This is a genomic window from Embleya sp. NPDC059237, assembly GCF_042754105.1.
GTDB lineage: Bacteria > Actinomycetota > Actinomycetes > Streptomycetales > Streptomycetaceae > Embleya.
This window is the reverse complement of sequence record NZ_JBHZAE010000029.1, coordinates 1-14,208: the sequence shown is the minus strand read 5'-3', so window position 1 is coordinate 14,208 and position 14,208 is coordinate 1. Positions and strand designations below refer to the sequence as shown.

The 14,208-nt window shown below is 69.4% G+C and carries 12 protein-coding genes and 1 pseudogene; 11 read left to right on the top strand and 2 right to left on the bottom strand.

Features of this window, described 5'->3' with window-relative positions; genetic code table 11:
- Positions 1-65: 65 nt before the first annotated feature.
- The 7 genes and pseudogenes from ACFXKZ_RS48875 to ACFXKZ_RS48845 all read left to right on the top strand — a co-directional run.
- The gene (locus ACFXKZ_RS48875; protein WP_380013745.1) at positions 66-1,457 is read left to right on the top strand and encodes a serine hydrolase domain-containing protein; all 1,392 of its coding nucleotides are present in this window, start codon (positions 66-68) and stop codon (positions 1,455-1,457) included.
- A 417-nt stretch (positions 1,458-1,874) separates the two neighbouring features.
- On the top strand, positions 1,875-4,019 hold the full coding sequence (locus ACFXKZ_RS48870; protein WP_380013742.1) for a pyruvate dehydrogenase: 2,145 nt from the start codon (positions 1,875-1,877) through the stop codon (positions 4,017-4,019).
- 354 nt (positions 4,020-4,373) lie between these two features.
- Positions 4,374-5,606: an NAD(P)/FAD-dependent oxidoreductase gene (locus ACFXKZ_RS48865; protein WP_380013739.1), complete on the top strand. Its 1,233-nt coding sequence runs from the start codon at positions 4,374-4,376 to the stop codon at positions 5,604-5,606.
- Positions 5,603-6,661, top strand: coding sequence for a dipeptidase (locus tag ACFXKZ_RS48860; RefSeq protein WP_380013736.1), 1,059 nt, complete (start codon positions 5,603-5,605; stop codon positions 6,659-6,661). The genes ACFXKZ_RS48865 and ACFXKZ_RS48860 overlap by 4 nt, the downstream gene beginning before the upstream one ends.
- A 38-nt stretch (positions 6,662-6,699) precedes the next feature.
- Positions 6,700-8,292, top strand: a complete 1,593-nt coding sequence (locus ACFXKZ_RS48855; protein WP_380013733.1) for an amidohydrolase family protein — start codon at positions 6,700-6,702, stop codon at positions 8,290-8,292.
- 45 nt (positions 8,293-8,337) lie between these two features.
- A complete protein-coding gene (locus tag ACFXKZ_RS48850) occupies positions 8,338-9,237 on the top strand; it encodes a dihydrodipicolinate synthase family protein (protein WP_380013730.1) in 900 nt (299 codons plus the stop codon).
- 371 nt (positions 9,238-9,608) lie between these two features.
- Positions 9,609-9,728 (top strand): annotated as a pseudogene (locus ACFXKZ_RS48845) (hypothetical protein); the annotation flags it as partial.
- 133 nt (positions 9,729-9,861) lie between these two features.
- Here ACFXKZ_RS48845 and ACFXKZ_RS48840 read toward each other — a convergent pair.
- Entirely contained in the window at positions 9,862-10,053 is a 192-nt protein-coding gene (locus ACFXKZ_RS48840) for a hypothetical protein (RefSeq protein WP_380013727.1), read from the bottom strand.
- Positions 10,054-10,233: 180 nt separating this feature from the next.
- Between ACFXKZ_RS48840 and ACFXKZ_RS48835 the strand changes: the two genes are divergently transcribed.
- Together ACFXKZ_RS48835 and ACFXKZ_RS48830 are read left to right on the top strand one after the other, a co-directional pair.
- Positions 10,234-11,214 carry a SpoIIE family protein phosphatase gene (locus ACFXKZ_RS48835; protein ID WP_380013724.1) on the top strand — a complete coding sequence of 327 codons (981 nt, stop codon included), beginning with the start codon at positions 10,234-10,236 and terminating at the stop codon, positions 11,212-11,214.
- The gene (locus ACFXKZ_RS48830) at positions 11,139-11,498 is read left to right on the top strand and encodes an ATP-binding protein (protein WP_380013721.1); all 360 of its coding nucleotides are present in this window, start codon (positions 11,139-11,141) and stop codon (positions 11,496-11,498) included. The genes ACFXKZ_RS48835 and ACFXKZ_RS48830 overlap by 76 nt, the downstream gene beginning before the upstream one ends.
- Positions 11,499-12,119: 621 nt before the next feature.
- Here ACFXKZ_RS48830 and ACFXKZ_RS48825 read toward each other — a convergent pair.
- Positions 12,120-12,503: a winged helix-turn-helix transcriptional regulator gene (locus tag ACFXKZ_RS48825; RefSeq protein ID WP_380013718.1), complete on the bottom strand. Its 384-nt coding sequence runs from the start codon at positions 12,501-12,503 to the stop codon at positions 12,120-12,122.
- Between the two features lie 140 nt (positions 12,504-12,643).
- Here ACFXKZ_RS48825 and ACFXKZ_RS48820 point away from each other — a divergent pair, with 140 nt between their 5' ends.
- Together ACFXKZ_RS48820 and ACFXKZ_RS48815 are read left to right on the top strand one after the other, a co-directional pair.
- Positions 12,644-13,612 (top strand): NADP-dependent oxidoreductase, encoded by a 969-nt coding sequence (locus ACFXKZ_RS48820; protein ID WP_380013715.1) that lies wholly within the window; start codon positions 12,644-12,646, stop codon positions 13,610-13,612.
- A gap of 167 nt (positions 13,613-13,779) precedes the next feature.
- A complete protein-coding gene (locus tag ACFXKZ_RS48815; protein ID WP_380013712.1) occupies positions 13,780-14,100 on the top strand; it encodes an NIPSNAP family protein in 321 nt (106 codons plus the stop codon).
- Positions 14,101-14,208 lie beyond the last annotated feature (108 nt).

Sequence of the window (14,208 nt, the reverse complement as noted above, 5' to 3'; positions counted from 1 at the left end):
GAAAAGCTGCAACTTGGGTTGTCCGCACAACCGGCCGAGGGGAACGGCCCGGCACACTGTCCGACATGTTGACACCAATGGTTGACCGCCGGGATCTCCAACAGCGCCTGGACGACCTCGCGCACCAGTACCGCGTTCCGGGTGCCGCGGCCGGCGTGCTGGTCGGCGGGAGGGTCGAGGTCGTCGCCACCGGGATCGCGAAACTGGGGACGAGCGTTCCGGTGACGACGGACTCGGTGTTCCTGCTCGCCTCCCTCACCAAGGTGTGGACCGCGACGCTCGTTCTCCAACTCGTGGACGAGGGGCTGGTCGACCTGTCCCTGCCGGTGAACCACTACCTGAAGCCGTCGCTGCGGTTGGCAAGCGAAGAGGTGGCGCGCACCGTCACCGTCGGACAACTGCTCTCGCACTCCGGCGGGTTCTTCGGAGATGCCGCCGAGCCGAACATCCGGAGCGACGACGCGGTCGAGAAGATCGTCGACAGCTACCGCGACCTCGTTCAACTGCACCGGCCGGGAGCGTTGTTCTCCTACTCCAACTCCGGGTACAACGTGCTGGGCAGGCTCGTCGAGTGCGTGACCGGATCCACCTGGGACGACGCCTTGCGGACGCGCCTGATCGAACCGTTGGGGCTCGGCAGCACCTCGACACTTCCCGAGGAAACGATGACGAGACCCCTGGTGGTCGGTCACGTGCCGGCGGCACCGGGGTCGCACGATCTCGCGCCGGTCTCGACCTGGCTCGACCCCAGGACGTCGGGGCCGTGCGGGGGGACGCTCGCGGCAACGCCGGCCGACCTCTTGGCGTTCGCCCGGCATCACCTGGAAAACGGCCTGGCGCCGTCGGGCGCGCGACTGATGAGTGCGGAGACCACGCGGAGCATGCGCGAGCCCCACATCGTCCAGCCGGATCCGAGCCGCGGTCCCGCCTGGGGCTGGGGATGGTCGATCGAGCATCTCGAACCGCGCGTCGTCGGCCACATCGGGAGCACGTGCGGTCAGCAGTCCCGCCTGGTCCTGGCGCCCGACCACGGCGTCGCCATTTGCGTCATGGCGAGCGGTGACGTCCAGGGCATGGGCGACAAGCTGGTGTCCGAACTCTTGGAGCAGTTGGTGGGAGTCGGCCTGCCGGCCACGCCGGACCCGGTCGAGGCGGACGTCGATGTCACGCCGTACGTCGGGCGGTTCCGGATGAGCGACGAGGCGACGATCGACGTACGCGCCGAAGCCTCCGGTCTCGTCGCGTCCTTCACGACGAGCGGCCGTTGGGCGGACTTCCACGGGGACTTCTCGACGACGATGACCTACGCCGGCGGAACGACGTTCCTCATGACGATGCCGCCCGTCACCGACCCGGTCGCGGCCACCTTCCTCTGGGAGGACGGAGCGGACGGGCCCGCGACCCACCTCGCATCACAGATGCGAGTCGCTCCCCGATCGGAAGCCTTCACGCGGTGACCGCCGGCAGTACGTGCGCCACGACCGCGGCGGCCGGACAGTTCGTGGCGTCGATCACGGGCGACGTCCCGGCAACCAGGTGAGCCACGGGAGATATGTCGGTACAGCCGGCAACGACCACCTCGGCTCCGGGAACGGCCGGCCCGTGCGCGGTCGACAGTGGGTCGGCGCCGTCGGCGAATCGCCTTCATCGTTCTCGTCCACACCGATCTCCGCAACTACGCCGAATGTTTGCGAGGCCACCCGATGACCGTGAGTTCCCCATCCGTGACAACGACGCCACCGGCTGAGGAGGTGTTGCGGGAGATCGCTCGCAAGGTGCTCTGGATCGCTACGTCCATCGTCGACTCGGCGAACCACGGTCGCCCCAATACCAGTGGTGTCAAGGTCGGAGGCCATCAAGCATCCAGCGCCTCGATGGTCGACATCATGGTCTCGCTCTGGTTCGCCGAGCTGACCCGACACGACCGGGTGTCGGTCAAGCCGCATGCTTCCCCCGTGCTCCACGCGATCAACTACCTCATCGGCGACCTTGACGCCCGGTACCTCACGACGCTTCGTGCCCTGGGCGGGCTGCAGTCCTACCCCAGCCGGCTCAAGGATCCGGACACCGTGGACTTCTCCACCGGCTCGGTCGGCATCGGGGCGACCGCCTCCCTCTGGGCCGCCATGTCCCACCGTTACCTGGCCTCGCACTTCGACTCCACGCCCGAGGCGGGCCGCTTCATCAGCCTCCTCGGCGACGCCGAGCTCGACGAGGGCGCGATCTGGGAGGCCGTCGCAGACCCGTCCGTCGCGAAGATGGGCGAGTTGATGTGGATCGTCGACCTGAACCGCCAGTCGCTCGACCGCATCGTGCCCGATGTCCAGATCCACCGCCTCATGGGCATGTTCGAGGCGGCGGGCTGGCAGGTGATCACGCTCAAGTGGGGGCGGACGATCAGCGCTCTCTTCGACCGCTCTGGAGGCGACGATCTGCGCGCTCGGCTCGAGGAGATGTCGAACGAGGAGTACCAGCGCATCCTGCGTGTCGACGTCGAGCAGGTTGCCGACCGGATCGTCGGCGACCACGGATCCGAAGAGCTCCGCAGGCTGCTGAACTCGATCCCTTCCGACGAACTCGCCATGGCCCTGCGGGACTTGGGCGGTCACGACATCGGCCTGCTGCTCGACACCTTCGCACACGTGGATCGGAACCGACCGACGGTGATCTTCGCCTACACGGTGAAGGGGCGCGGGCTGCCCACGGAGGGGCATCCGAACAACCACTCCGCCCTGCTCACCGACATCCAGATGGCGGCGCTCGCCGAGTCGGTCGGCGCGAACCCGGCCGACCCCTGGCAACGGTTCCAGGGCGGGTCCTCCGCGGCGACGCTGTGCAGGGAGCGCGGACATGCCCTGCGGCGTACCGCTGTCACGAACCCCCGGCCCGACGTCGTGCCCGTCGCCCTGTCCCGGGAGCACCGCGCCCCGATCTCGACCCAGGCGGTCCTGGGCCGTTTCCTCGCCGACCTGACCCGCGAGGCACCGGAAGTCGCGCGCCGCGTGGTCACCTGCAGCCCGGACGTCGCGTCCTCGACCAACCTCGGCGGCTGGATCAACAAGACGGGGGTCTGGTCGGTGACGGACCGGCCGGACTGGTTCGCCGACGACCCCGAACGGGTTCTCAAATGGTCCGAGGCCACCGAAGGTCGGCACATCGAGCTGGGGATCGCCGAGGTCAACCTGGTGAGCCTGCTCGGCGAGCTCGGCTCGACCTGGTCGCGTTGGGGCGAACGGTTGGTCCCGATCGCCACGATCTACGACCCGTTCATTCCACGGGCCCTGGAGCCCTGGTCCTACGGCATCTACGCCGGTGGCCAGTCGATCATCGTCGGCACGCCGTCGGGCGTCACCCTCGCTCCCGAGGGGGGAGCACACCAGTCGATCACGACTCCGTCGATCGGGCTGGAGCAGCCGGGCTGCGTCGCGTGGGAGCCGGCGTTCGCCCAGGACCTCGAGTGGTGCGTCCTGGACGCGATCAACCACGTGGGTATCCCCGGGGGAACGTCCGCGTACTTCCGACTCTCGACCCGACCGGTGGACCAGGCACTCTCCCGTCTGCCCGAGGACCCTCTCCTGCTGGAGCGTCGCCGACGCCATGCCGTCGCCGGCGGTTACCGTCTGACCGGTCACCCCCTCGCGGACGACCAGGTCACCCTGGTCGGCGTGGGAGCGATCATGCCCGAGGTCGTGGCCGCAGCCCGGTTCCTCTCCGGACTCGGTGTGACTGCCGGCGTCGTGTGCCTGACCAGCCCGGACCTCGTCTTCCGATCGGCGCAAGGGCGTGGGAGCGCTATCGCCTCGGTCCTGTTTCCCGCGGACAGTCCAGCCCCCCTGGTCACGATCATGGACGGCCACCCGCACACACTCGCCTTCCTGGCGGGGCTGCGTGGCGACCGTACAAGGAACCTGGGCGTTACCGAGTTCGGCCAGTCGTCCGCCCTGCAGGACGCCTACAGGATTCACGGAATCGACACAGCGACGATCGTCGATGCTGCACTCGACCTGGCCGGTCGCTGAGACCGAACTCCTGCGCCGCAGGCCCCGATCATCCGGGGTCGGCCGTACGCGGCCGCCCGGCACGTCCCCGCGCGACCCACCGCCGGACGGACGTGGTGGGGCTTACTTCGGCGGTACGGCGAACCACTCCTCCGCCGCCGCGGCAACGACTTCCGCGGGGCCGATGTGCCACAACGCTCATCGAGCCCCGCCCGTCTCCCCGGTCGAGCAGCCCGCCTGTGCGGGTCACCATGATGCTCCCGGCTTCTGGTCCGAATGAACGAACAACGCGTCCGGGACCCTTGGCACAGTCCCTCCTTGAGACGAGTTCGAGTGGAAGGGCTGTTGGACGTGACGAATGGCAAGCATTGCGTCGTGGTCGGTGCCGGTGCCGCCGGCCTGTGGACGGCTTGGGCGCTGAGCGAGGTCGGTATGCGCGTGACGGTGCTCGACGCCGGCGCCGCGGCCGCCGGCGCGTCCTGGGGCAACGCCGGCTGGATATGCCCCGCTCAGGCCGGGCCGGTGCCCGAGGCCGGCATCATCATGCACGGGCTGAAGGACCTCGTCCGGCGAGACTCCGCGCTCCACTTCTCGCCTGCGGCTCTCCTGCGCCTGGGCCCGTGGATCGCGACGTTCGCGCGCTACTGCAACGACCGGTCGTACTTCGACGGCCTGGCGGCGTTGTCCACACTCGGGTACCCCTCCTTCAAGCTCATCGAACGACTCGGCCTGGACGAGCACTTCGACAAGACCGGTCTCCTGGCCATCTCGAAGAACCCCGCGGACGTGGAGCACTTCATCGAGAAGATCGAGCCGCTGGCCAAGTTCGGACAGGGGGCCACGACAGAGGTCTTGACCGGCAGCGCGGTCCAGGACCTCGACCCCGTGGTGCCAAGGGGCCAGGCGGCAGCGTTGATCGGCAACCACTGGCAGGTCGTTCCCCACAAGTACATGGCGGCGCTGATCGAGAAGGTGGTCGCCGCCGGTGTCGAGATCCGTGAACACGAGCCCGTGGAGCACCTCCACGTGCAGGACGGGCTGGTGCGGGCGGTGCGTACGACCCGCGATGTGCACGAGGGCGACCACGTGGTGCTCGCGGCGGGAGTGAACACCACCGCGCTGGCACGCTCGATCGGTCATCACCTCCCGGTGATCGGAGGCAAGGGCTACAGCTTCGACGTCCGGCCGGGGCGGATGCCGAAGCAGGCGATCCAGACCCTCGATACACACCTGGCGATCTCTCCGATGGGCGGAACTCTGCGCGTCGCGGGGGCGATGGACTTCACCAACTCCCCGACCCGCGTCCCCAAGCGGCGCGTCGAGGCGATGCGGCGCTCCGCTCGGGCCCTCCTCGGACCGTGGACCGACCAGTCGGCCCCGTGGTCGGGGCTTCGTCCGGTGGCTCCCGACGGCCTGCCCATGATCGGCAGACTCGCACCGGACTCGAACGTGTTCGTGGCCACCGGGTACCAGATGCTCGGCATGACGATCTCCCCAGCCGCGGGTGTGCACCTCGCGGAGGCGATCGCCACGGGGGACGACGGCCGTACCGGGCCGTTCTCGGCACAGCGATTCGCTCGCAAGAAGACGGGGGGGTACCCACGATGACGGCTGTTCCGTCGTACGCGAACCCGACTTCACTCGAAGCATTCGGCCTTTCCCGGGTCGTTGACGGGCACAACGACCACGCCTGGGCCTCCCGACTCTCGAGAAGCCACTCGGTCGACGGTCTCGACCGGGAAGGGCACGGGCTGCACACCGATCTCCCCAAGCTGCGTGCGGGCGGGGTAGGGGGCCAGTTCTGGTCGGTCTACGCCCCGAGTGATCTGGCGCCGGCGGAGGCCGTGCAGTACACCCTGGAGCAAATCGACTTCGTGCACAGGTTCGTCGCGCGCTATCCGCAGGACCTCGTGCCGGCGCGAACGGGGCACGACGTCAGAGCCGCGTGGTCGACGGGGCGGATCGCTTGCCTGCTCGGAGCCGAGGGCGGCAACAGCATCGGCGGCTCTCTCGGTGTCCTCCGAGTCCTGGCATCGCTGGGACTGCGTTACCTGACCCTGACCCACAATGTGAACGTCGACTGGGCGGACTCCGCCACGGACGTCGTCAACCACGGCGGCTTGTCGGAGTTCGGTCGTGACGTCGTCCGTGAGATGAACCGGCTGGGCGTGCTGGTGGACCTCGCCCACGTGTCGACCGGGACCATGCGCGACGCCATCGCGATCTCCGACGACCCCGTCGTCTTCAGCCACTCGTCGTGTGCGACGTTGTGTCCGCACCCCCGCAACGTCCCCGACGACGTACTCGCGTCGCTCGCGGCCAACGGCGGGGTTCTCATGGTCGCCTTCGTGCCGATGTTCCTCTCGAGCGACTACCGCGACTGGTTCGACAGCGGCAAGGTCGGAGCCAAGCCCGTCGTCACGGTCGCCGATGTCGCGGATCACGTCGAGCACGCACGCGAGAGTGCGGGCATCGCGCACATCGGACTCGGGTCCGACTACGACGGGTTCGAGGACTTCCCGGTGTCGATGGGGGACGTCTCCGGCTTCGCTCCCCTGATCGACTGCCTGGCCGACCGCGGGTGGAGCGCGTCGGAGCTCGCCATGCTGATGGGCGGGAACATCCTCCGGGTGCTCGACGATGTCGTCCTGGCACAGCGGTAGGCGTGATCCGATGCACGTGTTCAAGACAGGGAGTTGGGATGAGTAGTGATTTCGTGGTGCGCGGCGGCCTCCTCGCGGACGGCACCGGCGCACCGCTCAGGCGCGCGGACGTACTCGTCCGGGGCGACCGCATCGTTTCCGTCGGGGAGGTACCCGATTCCGACGTCGCCGAGTTGGATGCCGAGGGCGCGGTGGTCGCGCCCGGCTTCGTCAACGTGCTCAGCCAGGCCTACGAGTCGCTCCAACGCGACCCCCGAGGTCTCTCCGACCTGTACCAGGGTGTCACCACCGAGGTATTCGGCGAAGGCTACTCGCTCGGCCCCGTGGAGGGCCGGATGCGTGCCATCGCGAAGGACTACGCCGAGCAGACGCACGTCCGGCACGAGTGGCCGCGGATCAACGACTACCTGAACCACATGGCGACTTCGGGCGTCGGACCGAACCTCGCCAGCTTCGTGGGGGCGGACAACCTTCGCATGGCCTTCGCCGGTCAGGAGGACCGGCCGCTGACGGCCGGCGAACTGACCGCCGCCTGCGGGCTCCTCGACGAAGAACTGGCGAACGGAGCACTGGGGCTGGGTTCCGCCCTCATCTACGCCCCGGGCATGTACGCCTCGACCGAGGAGCTGACCGCCTTCGCCGAGGTACTCGCCAGGCACGACGCGCTCTATATCTCGCACATCCGCAACGAGTCCGACTCGTTGCTCGAGAGCCTGGACGAGCTCATCACGATCGCCGAGAGGTCGGGTGCCCGGGCCGAGGTCTACCACCTGAAGGCGGCAGGCCGGGACAACTGGCCCTCGATGGCCTCCGCGATCGCGCGCATCGAGGAGGCAAGGGCCCGCGGCCTCGCCATCACCGCCGACATCTATCCGTACGAGGCGGGCGCCACCGGCTTGGACGCCTGCATCCCCCCACGGTTCCACGACGGCGGTCCCGACGCCCTGCGCGGCAAACTCATGCACGAGGACTTCCGAACCGCGGTCAAGGACGCCATCCGAGCCCCGGGAACCGACTGGGACAACTGCTACCTGAGCGCGGGCGGCGCGGACGGAATCCTGCTCCTGGGCGGCGACACATCCGAGTGGAACGGCATGACACTCGCGCAGGTCGCGACGCGGCACGGTGACGCGGATCCGCTCGACACGCTTGTGGACATCGTCGTGGCGGACTCGCGGATGATCATCGCCCTGTTCGAGATGACAGAGGACAACGTCCGTCTCGCGCTGCAGAGCCCGTGGGTCTCCGTCTGCTCCGACTCCGAGGCATGGACGGCTGCTCCGCCGTACAGCGACAGCCCGACACATCCGCGGGCTTACGGGTCCTTCGCCCGGGTGCTCGGCCCCTATGTCCGGGAGGGCGTCCTGCACCTCGAGGATGCGGTCCGGCGGATGACGAGTCTTCCCGCGCGGACGCTGCATCTTGCCGACCGCGGCGTGATCCGCGAGGGCGCCTTCGCGGATCTCGCGATCTTCGAGCCCGACAAGGTCCGGGATCTTGCCACCTACTCCGACCCGCACCAGTACGCGGAAGGGATGCGGCACGTGGTCGTCAACGGAGTGGTCGCCTTCCGCGACGGAGAGCCGACCGACGACCTCGGCGGGCGCGCACTACGACGCGGAAGCAAGTAGTCCCCCGTCTCCGCGAATCCCGAGCACGACCACCGAAGGAGAACAATGACAACGTCGTTCCACGGAATTCTCGCAGCCGTGGTGACCCCCTTCGCCGAAGACGGTTCGACCGTCGACGCCGAAGGAGTCGGTCGCCAGGTCGAGCACATCGTCGGCGCGGGCGTGCAGGGCCTGGTGCCGTTGGGCAGCACCGGCGAATTCACGACGCTTAGCAACACCGAGCGGAAGGAGGTCGCCGACCTCTACCTGAAGGCCGTGGACGGTCGGGTGCCCGTCGTCGTGGGCACCGGAGCGTTGACCACCGGCGAGACGATCGACCTCACCCGGCACGCGGCCGACGCCGGCGCAACCGCGGTCATGATCGTGCCCCCCTACTACGGCGCCCTTCGCTGGGAGGAGGTCGTGGCGCACTACGGGGCCGTCTCCGATGCCGTGGACATCGACATCATGTTTTACAACCTGCCCGACGCCACCGGACTGGACCTGTCGGCCGAGCAATTGGCCGAGCTCGCTCGGAACACCCGTGTCACATCGTTCAAGGACACCGGCGGTGACGCGGTGAAATTCGCGACGGTTGTGCACCACTACGCGGACGCCATACAGCCGCTCAACGGCTACGACACCCTCACGTTCTCCGGCCTCGCAGCCGGCGCGCAGGCGGGTGTCTGGGGAGCGGCGAGCGTCATCCCTCGGCTGTGCGCGGACTTCTACGGGACCCTCGCAGTGCGAGGCGACGTCGCCGGGGCCCGGGAGCAGTGGACGAAGATCTTCCCGATCTGCGAGTTCCTCGAGACGCACAACTACGCAAGCGCGATCAAAACCGGCCTCGACCTCGTCGGAGTCCCCAGCGGCCCTCCGAGACTCCCGGCCCTCCCCCTCGCCCGGGAGCACGTGGCGACGTTCGCTCGACTGTTGCGCGGTGCAGGCATCGAACTCGCTTGTTGACGGGCTCGTCGATCGACACCGCCCCAGCCCTCACCTCAGCCGGCCAACCGAGGCGCCCGGCCGGGCCGGTGCGGAACCGGCGGCGCGACCGGGACTGCCGATCGCGCCGGCGCACCCCATCCGCCGGAGCACATCGCCGTACCGACACGGGCAAGCGTTCTCCAGTCCCTCGCCACCGACAGGCTGTTCCCTGCCCGAAATCGCGCCTTGAACATCGAGCCGCGGATCGGTCGCGACGTCGGACGGGGCGGCGGCGGTCATGGTGGCCATGGGTGGGTCTTCGACGGTGGTGGACAGCCTCTTCCCAAGACGCGCGGACCGGTCCGCCGGACGTACCGTTGGGGTAGCGGGCAACGAAACCAAGGAGCCACATGCCCCGGTCCACCGCCAACGACGCGGAAGAGACGTTCGCCTTCGCAGCCGTCGTAGTGGACGAACACGGTAATGTGCTGCGCTGGTCGGGGGCCGCTGCCGAACTGCTGGACCGGACCACCGAACAGGCCCGCGGCCGCCCATTCGCCTCCCTGCTCGCCGACGACGATCGGGAGACGAACGACGTCGCTGGCGTCCCGGCCAAGGGGCGAGCACTCTTCGCGCGCCGGGCCGGCCCCCGTCGACGTGACTCTACGGGTGCTGCGGCTGGAGCCCTCCGGCGAGCACCTCGTACTCCTCGTGCCCACCGATCGCACGATGGGTGGAGCCCGAGGCAGGCTCGCTCCACGGGCCCGCCGCGACCGGGACCTGTTGCACGAGGCCGCCCGTTCGTATCGGCGGCTCGCTCGACGCGGTGCGCACCGAGCAGAACTTGGCGGACATCCTCGTCCCGGCCCTGGGAGACCTCGCCGCCGTCGAACTCGCCGACGGCGTGCTCGAAGGGGACGAGCCGCCGAAGATCCACGGCGGAGGGGATCCGCACCTGCGCCGGGCTGCGGTGGCCTCGGCCACCGGAATCTGGCCGCGGCCCATCTCGTACAGCCGGGCCAGACCATGCCGCCCATGCTCTCCACATGCGAACTGCAGGACATCCGGCACGGCCGGGCGGCCGTTTTCGACGTGGCGAAGGTGACCACCGTCTTCCAGGAGCCGAGGCGTCTTCCCGAGTCCCTCCACTCGGCGATGTGGGCCCCGCTGTTCGCACACGGACTGGTCCTGGGCACCGTCATCGTCTGGCGCACGGACCAGCCGGATCCGTTCGACGCGGACGTCGACCTCCTGGCCGAGATCGCCTCCCGAGCAGCCCTGGGCATTCGACAACGCCCGCCGCTACACCCGCGAGCACCGATCGATACTCGCGCTCCAGCAGCGCCTGCTCCCGGAGCCCGCGACCGACACGCCCGCAGCCGAGACCACGGGCCTGTCCTTCCCACGAGCAGCGCAGCCGGAATCGGCGCCGACTGGTACGACGTCATCCCCCGGCCCTCCTTCCGCGTCGCCCTCGTCATCGGCGACGTGGCAGGACACGGCCTGTACGCCACCATGGGCCGGCTGCGCACGGCCGTCCGCATGCTCGCCGACCTGGAACTCGACCCCACCGAACTTTTCACCCACCTGGACGCCGACGCGGTCGCCGTCGCTCCCGGACCACCCTTGGGCGTGGACGGACTCCCGTTCGAGACGGCCGTCGTCGACATCGGGCCCGGCAGCGTCCTGACCCTGTACGCCGACGGCCTGATCGAACGCCGTGACACCGACCCCGACGACGGCCCGCGCCGGCTGGTGGAGGGTTTGTCGGCCTCGTGCGACCCCGACCGTCCTCTGGAGGACACGGGGCGCGAGTTGGTCACCGACCCAACCTCGACAGTGAGCCGCCGCGCGATGACGTCGCGCTGCTCCCGGCCCGCGTGCGGGCCGTACCGAAGGAGCACACCGCGAGTTGGGAGTTCCCGGCGGACCCGGCCGCCGTGGCCGGCGCTCGCGGTGTCGTCGGACAACTCGCCGCCTGGGGCCTTGAGGGCCTGGCTTTCACCACGGAACTGATCGTCAGCGAACTGGTCACCAACGCCGTGCGGTACGCGGGGGGCCCGATCGGACTGAGACTGATCCGCGAGACCTCGCTCGTCTGCGAGGTCACCGACCCCAGCAACACCCAGCCGCGCCTGCGCCGAGCACGCTGGAGCGACGAGGGCGGGCGTGGCCTGTTTCTCGTCGCGCAGCTCGCCGCCACGACCGGGAGGGCAAAACCATCTGGGCCGAGCAATCCTTCGCGGCGAGGCAACCCGACCCCACGGCGACCGCCACACCGCCCTGACCCGCCTCCGTGAACAGGGCGCGGCGCCGCCGATGGCGAAGTCCCGGCACAACCACGGCCGGGAAACTGCCCGCCGACCGGGCCCTCACGATCCTGACGACCGTAGGCGCCCCACGGCAGAACCTCTGCTGCGAACACTGGCCGACGTTCACGCCCCACAGGCAGGCACGGGGTGCGGGCGGCCAACAGCCGCAGCAGCACTCCAAGTTGTGGGCGGCGCAGCCCCGCGGTGCCCCGGGCGGAGGTCTCGACCGCGGAACCGGCGCCGCATCGTCCGGTCCGCGCACACCACCCGCGCCAACGTCATCTTCCCGAATCCCCCGCGCCGTGCAGATCCGTAATGATGCCGACCGTCGCGGACCCGGCCGCGCACGGCCGGTGCGCCGCATGGCGCATGGCCGCTGGCTGCGGGACCGTCGATCGAGGCGGCCCCTCGCAATTGCCGCGAGTGTGGAGGCCATCGACGTCCCTTCCCGTCCCGGGCAGACCGCGACGCGGCGCAGGGCGGATCATCACATCCCTCACCCGAACGGCCATGCAACGTTCGCAGTCGGCCTGCATGGCCTCAGCCCACATCACCTCCCCCGGGAATCACACCGGTGTGGCGCGTACGAGCCCGTGGTGGGGCGTCTGGTCAGGTGTTTCGGGGCCGGCACGGGCTTGCGGGGGTGTTGTCGAGGTTCTCTTCGACCCAGGTGCGCAGCAGGCCGAGGGGGACGGCGGCGCTGTGGCCCAAATCGGTGAGGGCGTACTCCACGTGCAGGGGTACGGCCGGGTAGATCGTGCGGGTGAGCAGGGCGGAGTCCTCCAGGCGGCGCAGGGTCTGGGTGAGGACTTTGGGGCTGACGCCCTGGAGACGCCGCTGAAGCTGCCCGAAGCGCTGCGGGCCCTGTTCGAGGGCGCCGATGGCCAGCGCCGACCACTTGTTGGCGAGCAGGTCCAGCATCGCGCGGCAGGGGCACTGCGCAGCGTAGACGTCGTGGTCGCCGTGCTGGCCCGTTGCACACTCCATGGCCATGAACCACTCCTCACCTGTTCGCTTCCCATCGGGAAGTAGTAAACCTTGCAGGTAACTATATGCGCGTGGATACGGTCGCCGACATCAACAGGGAGCCGCACGATCGACCTCCCACCGTTCCATCCGCTTGGAGTTGACGCATGTCCGCAACCTTGATGCGCGCCGTGGTCCAGAACGAATTCGGCGGTCCGCAGGTGCTGCGGGTGGCGCAGGTGCCCAGGCCCGTGCCCCTGCCGACCGAGATCCTGGTGCGGGTGCACGCCGCCGGGATCAACCCGGTGGACTGGAAGACGCGTTCCGGCACGGGTATGGCCGGGGTACTGGGCGAGCCGCCGTTCATTTTGGGCTGGGACGTGTCCGGGGTGGTGGAGGAGACCGGCTTCGGTGTGACCACCTTCGCGCCCGGCGACGAGGTCTACGGGATGCCGTGGTTCCCTCGGGCGGTCGGCGGTTACGCCGAGTACGTCACCGCACCGGCGCGCCAATTCGCCCGCAAGCCCGCCGGCCTCACTCACGAACAGGCCGCCGCCGTTCCCCTGGCCGCCCTTACCGCTTGGCAGGCGCTGGTGGACACCGCGGGGCTCCGCGCCGGCCAACGCGTGCTGATCCACGCGGCGGCGGGTGGGGTGGGGCACTTCGCGGTCCAGTTCGCCAAGCACTTGGGCACACACGTCATCGGCACCGCGAGCAGTGGCCGCCACGACTGGCTGACCAAACTCGGCGCGGACGAACTCGTCGACTACACCGCCGTCCGCTTCGAGGACGCCACCCGCGACGTCGATGTGGTGATCGACCTGGTCGGTGACGATCACGACCGCACCAGCACCCGATCCCTCGACGTGCTGCGCCCCGGTGGCCTGCTTGTGGCGATCCCCGCCGGGGTCTCGGCCGAGCTGGCCGAGGCCGCGCGCTCGCGCGGTATGCGCGCGAGCGCCTTCCTGGTCGAACCCGACGGCCCGGCCCTGACCCGTATCGCCGAGCTCATCGATACCGGAGAGGTGACCGTCGAGATCGAGGAGGTCTTCGGGCTGGAGCAGGTCGCGCGGGCCCACGCGCGCGGCGAGACCGACCGCACCCGCGGCAAGCTCGTCCTGCGCGTCGCCTCCTGACGCAGCCCTTGCTGGCATCCGCACCACCACCCCTCGCCGGGCGCACGACCGGCCGGCCTCGACCGGGCCACGCCGCCCGGCTCCGAACGTCCGGCAACCACCGGGGCGCAGCCACGTCCCGGTGACGCCTGCCGACGCTGGTCGGCAATCAGGGAGGAGACCCCACCGTGTTCTACGAGCTCCGCCGCTACCGGACCCGACCCGGACGCCGGGACGAATGGGTCCGCTACATGGAACAGGTCGTGATCCCGTTCCAGACCTCGAAGGGGATGACCGTCACCGCGTCCTTCACCGACGAGGAGGACCCGGACGGCTACATCTGGATCCGGCGGTTCGACAACGAGGTGCAGCGCGTCGAGTTGTACGCCGCCGTCTACGACAGCGACCACTGGAACGACGTGATCGACCTGGTGGTGAAGGACCTGTTGATCGTTGAGAAGTCCGTGGTTACCCGCGCGGCCCCGACGCCCGGCTTCGCCTCGGGCTGACGCGTCCTCGAACACGCCCAGCCGCTCGGCGAGCACGCCGCCCGGCCAGTCGCGGCGGGCCTGAAGCATGGACAGCAGCGCCAGCAGCCGGCTGGAGGTCGTCGTCGA

Excerpts from the sequence above, each read along its gene's own strand:
- ACFXKZ_RS48850 (WP_380013730.1), top strand. The coding sequence starts at position 8,338 with ATGACAACGTCGTTCCACGGAATTCTCGCAGCCGTGGTGACCCCCTTC.
- ACFXKZ_RS48840 (WP_380013727.1), bottom strand. The coding sequence starts at position 10,053 with ATGTCCGCCAAGTTCTGCTCGGTGCGCACCGCGTCGAGCGAGCCGCCG.
- ACFXKZ_RS48860 (WP_380013736.1), top strand. The coding sequence starts at position 5,603 with ATGACGGCTGTTCCGTCGTACGCGAACCCGACTTCACTCGAAGCATTC.
- ACFXKZ_RS48875 (WP_380013745.1), top strand. The coding sequence starts at position 66 with ATGTTGACACCAATGGTTGACCGCCGGGATCTCCAACAGCGCCTGGAC.
- ACFXKZ_RS48820 (WP_380013715.1), top strand. The coding sequence starts at position 12,644 with ATGTCCGCAACCTTGATGCGCGCCGTGGTCCAGAACGAATTCGGCGGT.
- ACFXKZ_RS48870 (WP_380013742.1), top strand. The coding sequence starts at position 1,875 with ATGGTCGACATCATGGTCTCGCTCTGGTTCGCCGAGCTGACCCGACAC.
- ACFXKZ_RS48835 (WP_380013724.1), top strand. The coding sequence starts at position 10,234 with ATGCTCTCCACATGCGAACTGCAGGACATCCGGCACGGCCGGGCGGCC.
- ACFXKZ_RS48855 (WP_380013733.1), top strand. The coding sequence starts at position 6,700 with ATGAGTAGTGATTTCGTGGTGCGCGGCGGCCTCCTCGCGGACGGCACC.
- ACFXKZ_RS48825 (WP_380013718.1), bottom strand. The coding sequence starts at position 12,503 with ATGGCCATGGAGTGTGCAACGGGCCAGCACGGCGACCACGACGTCTAC.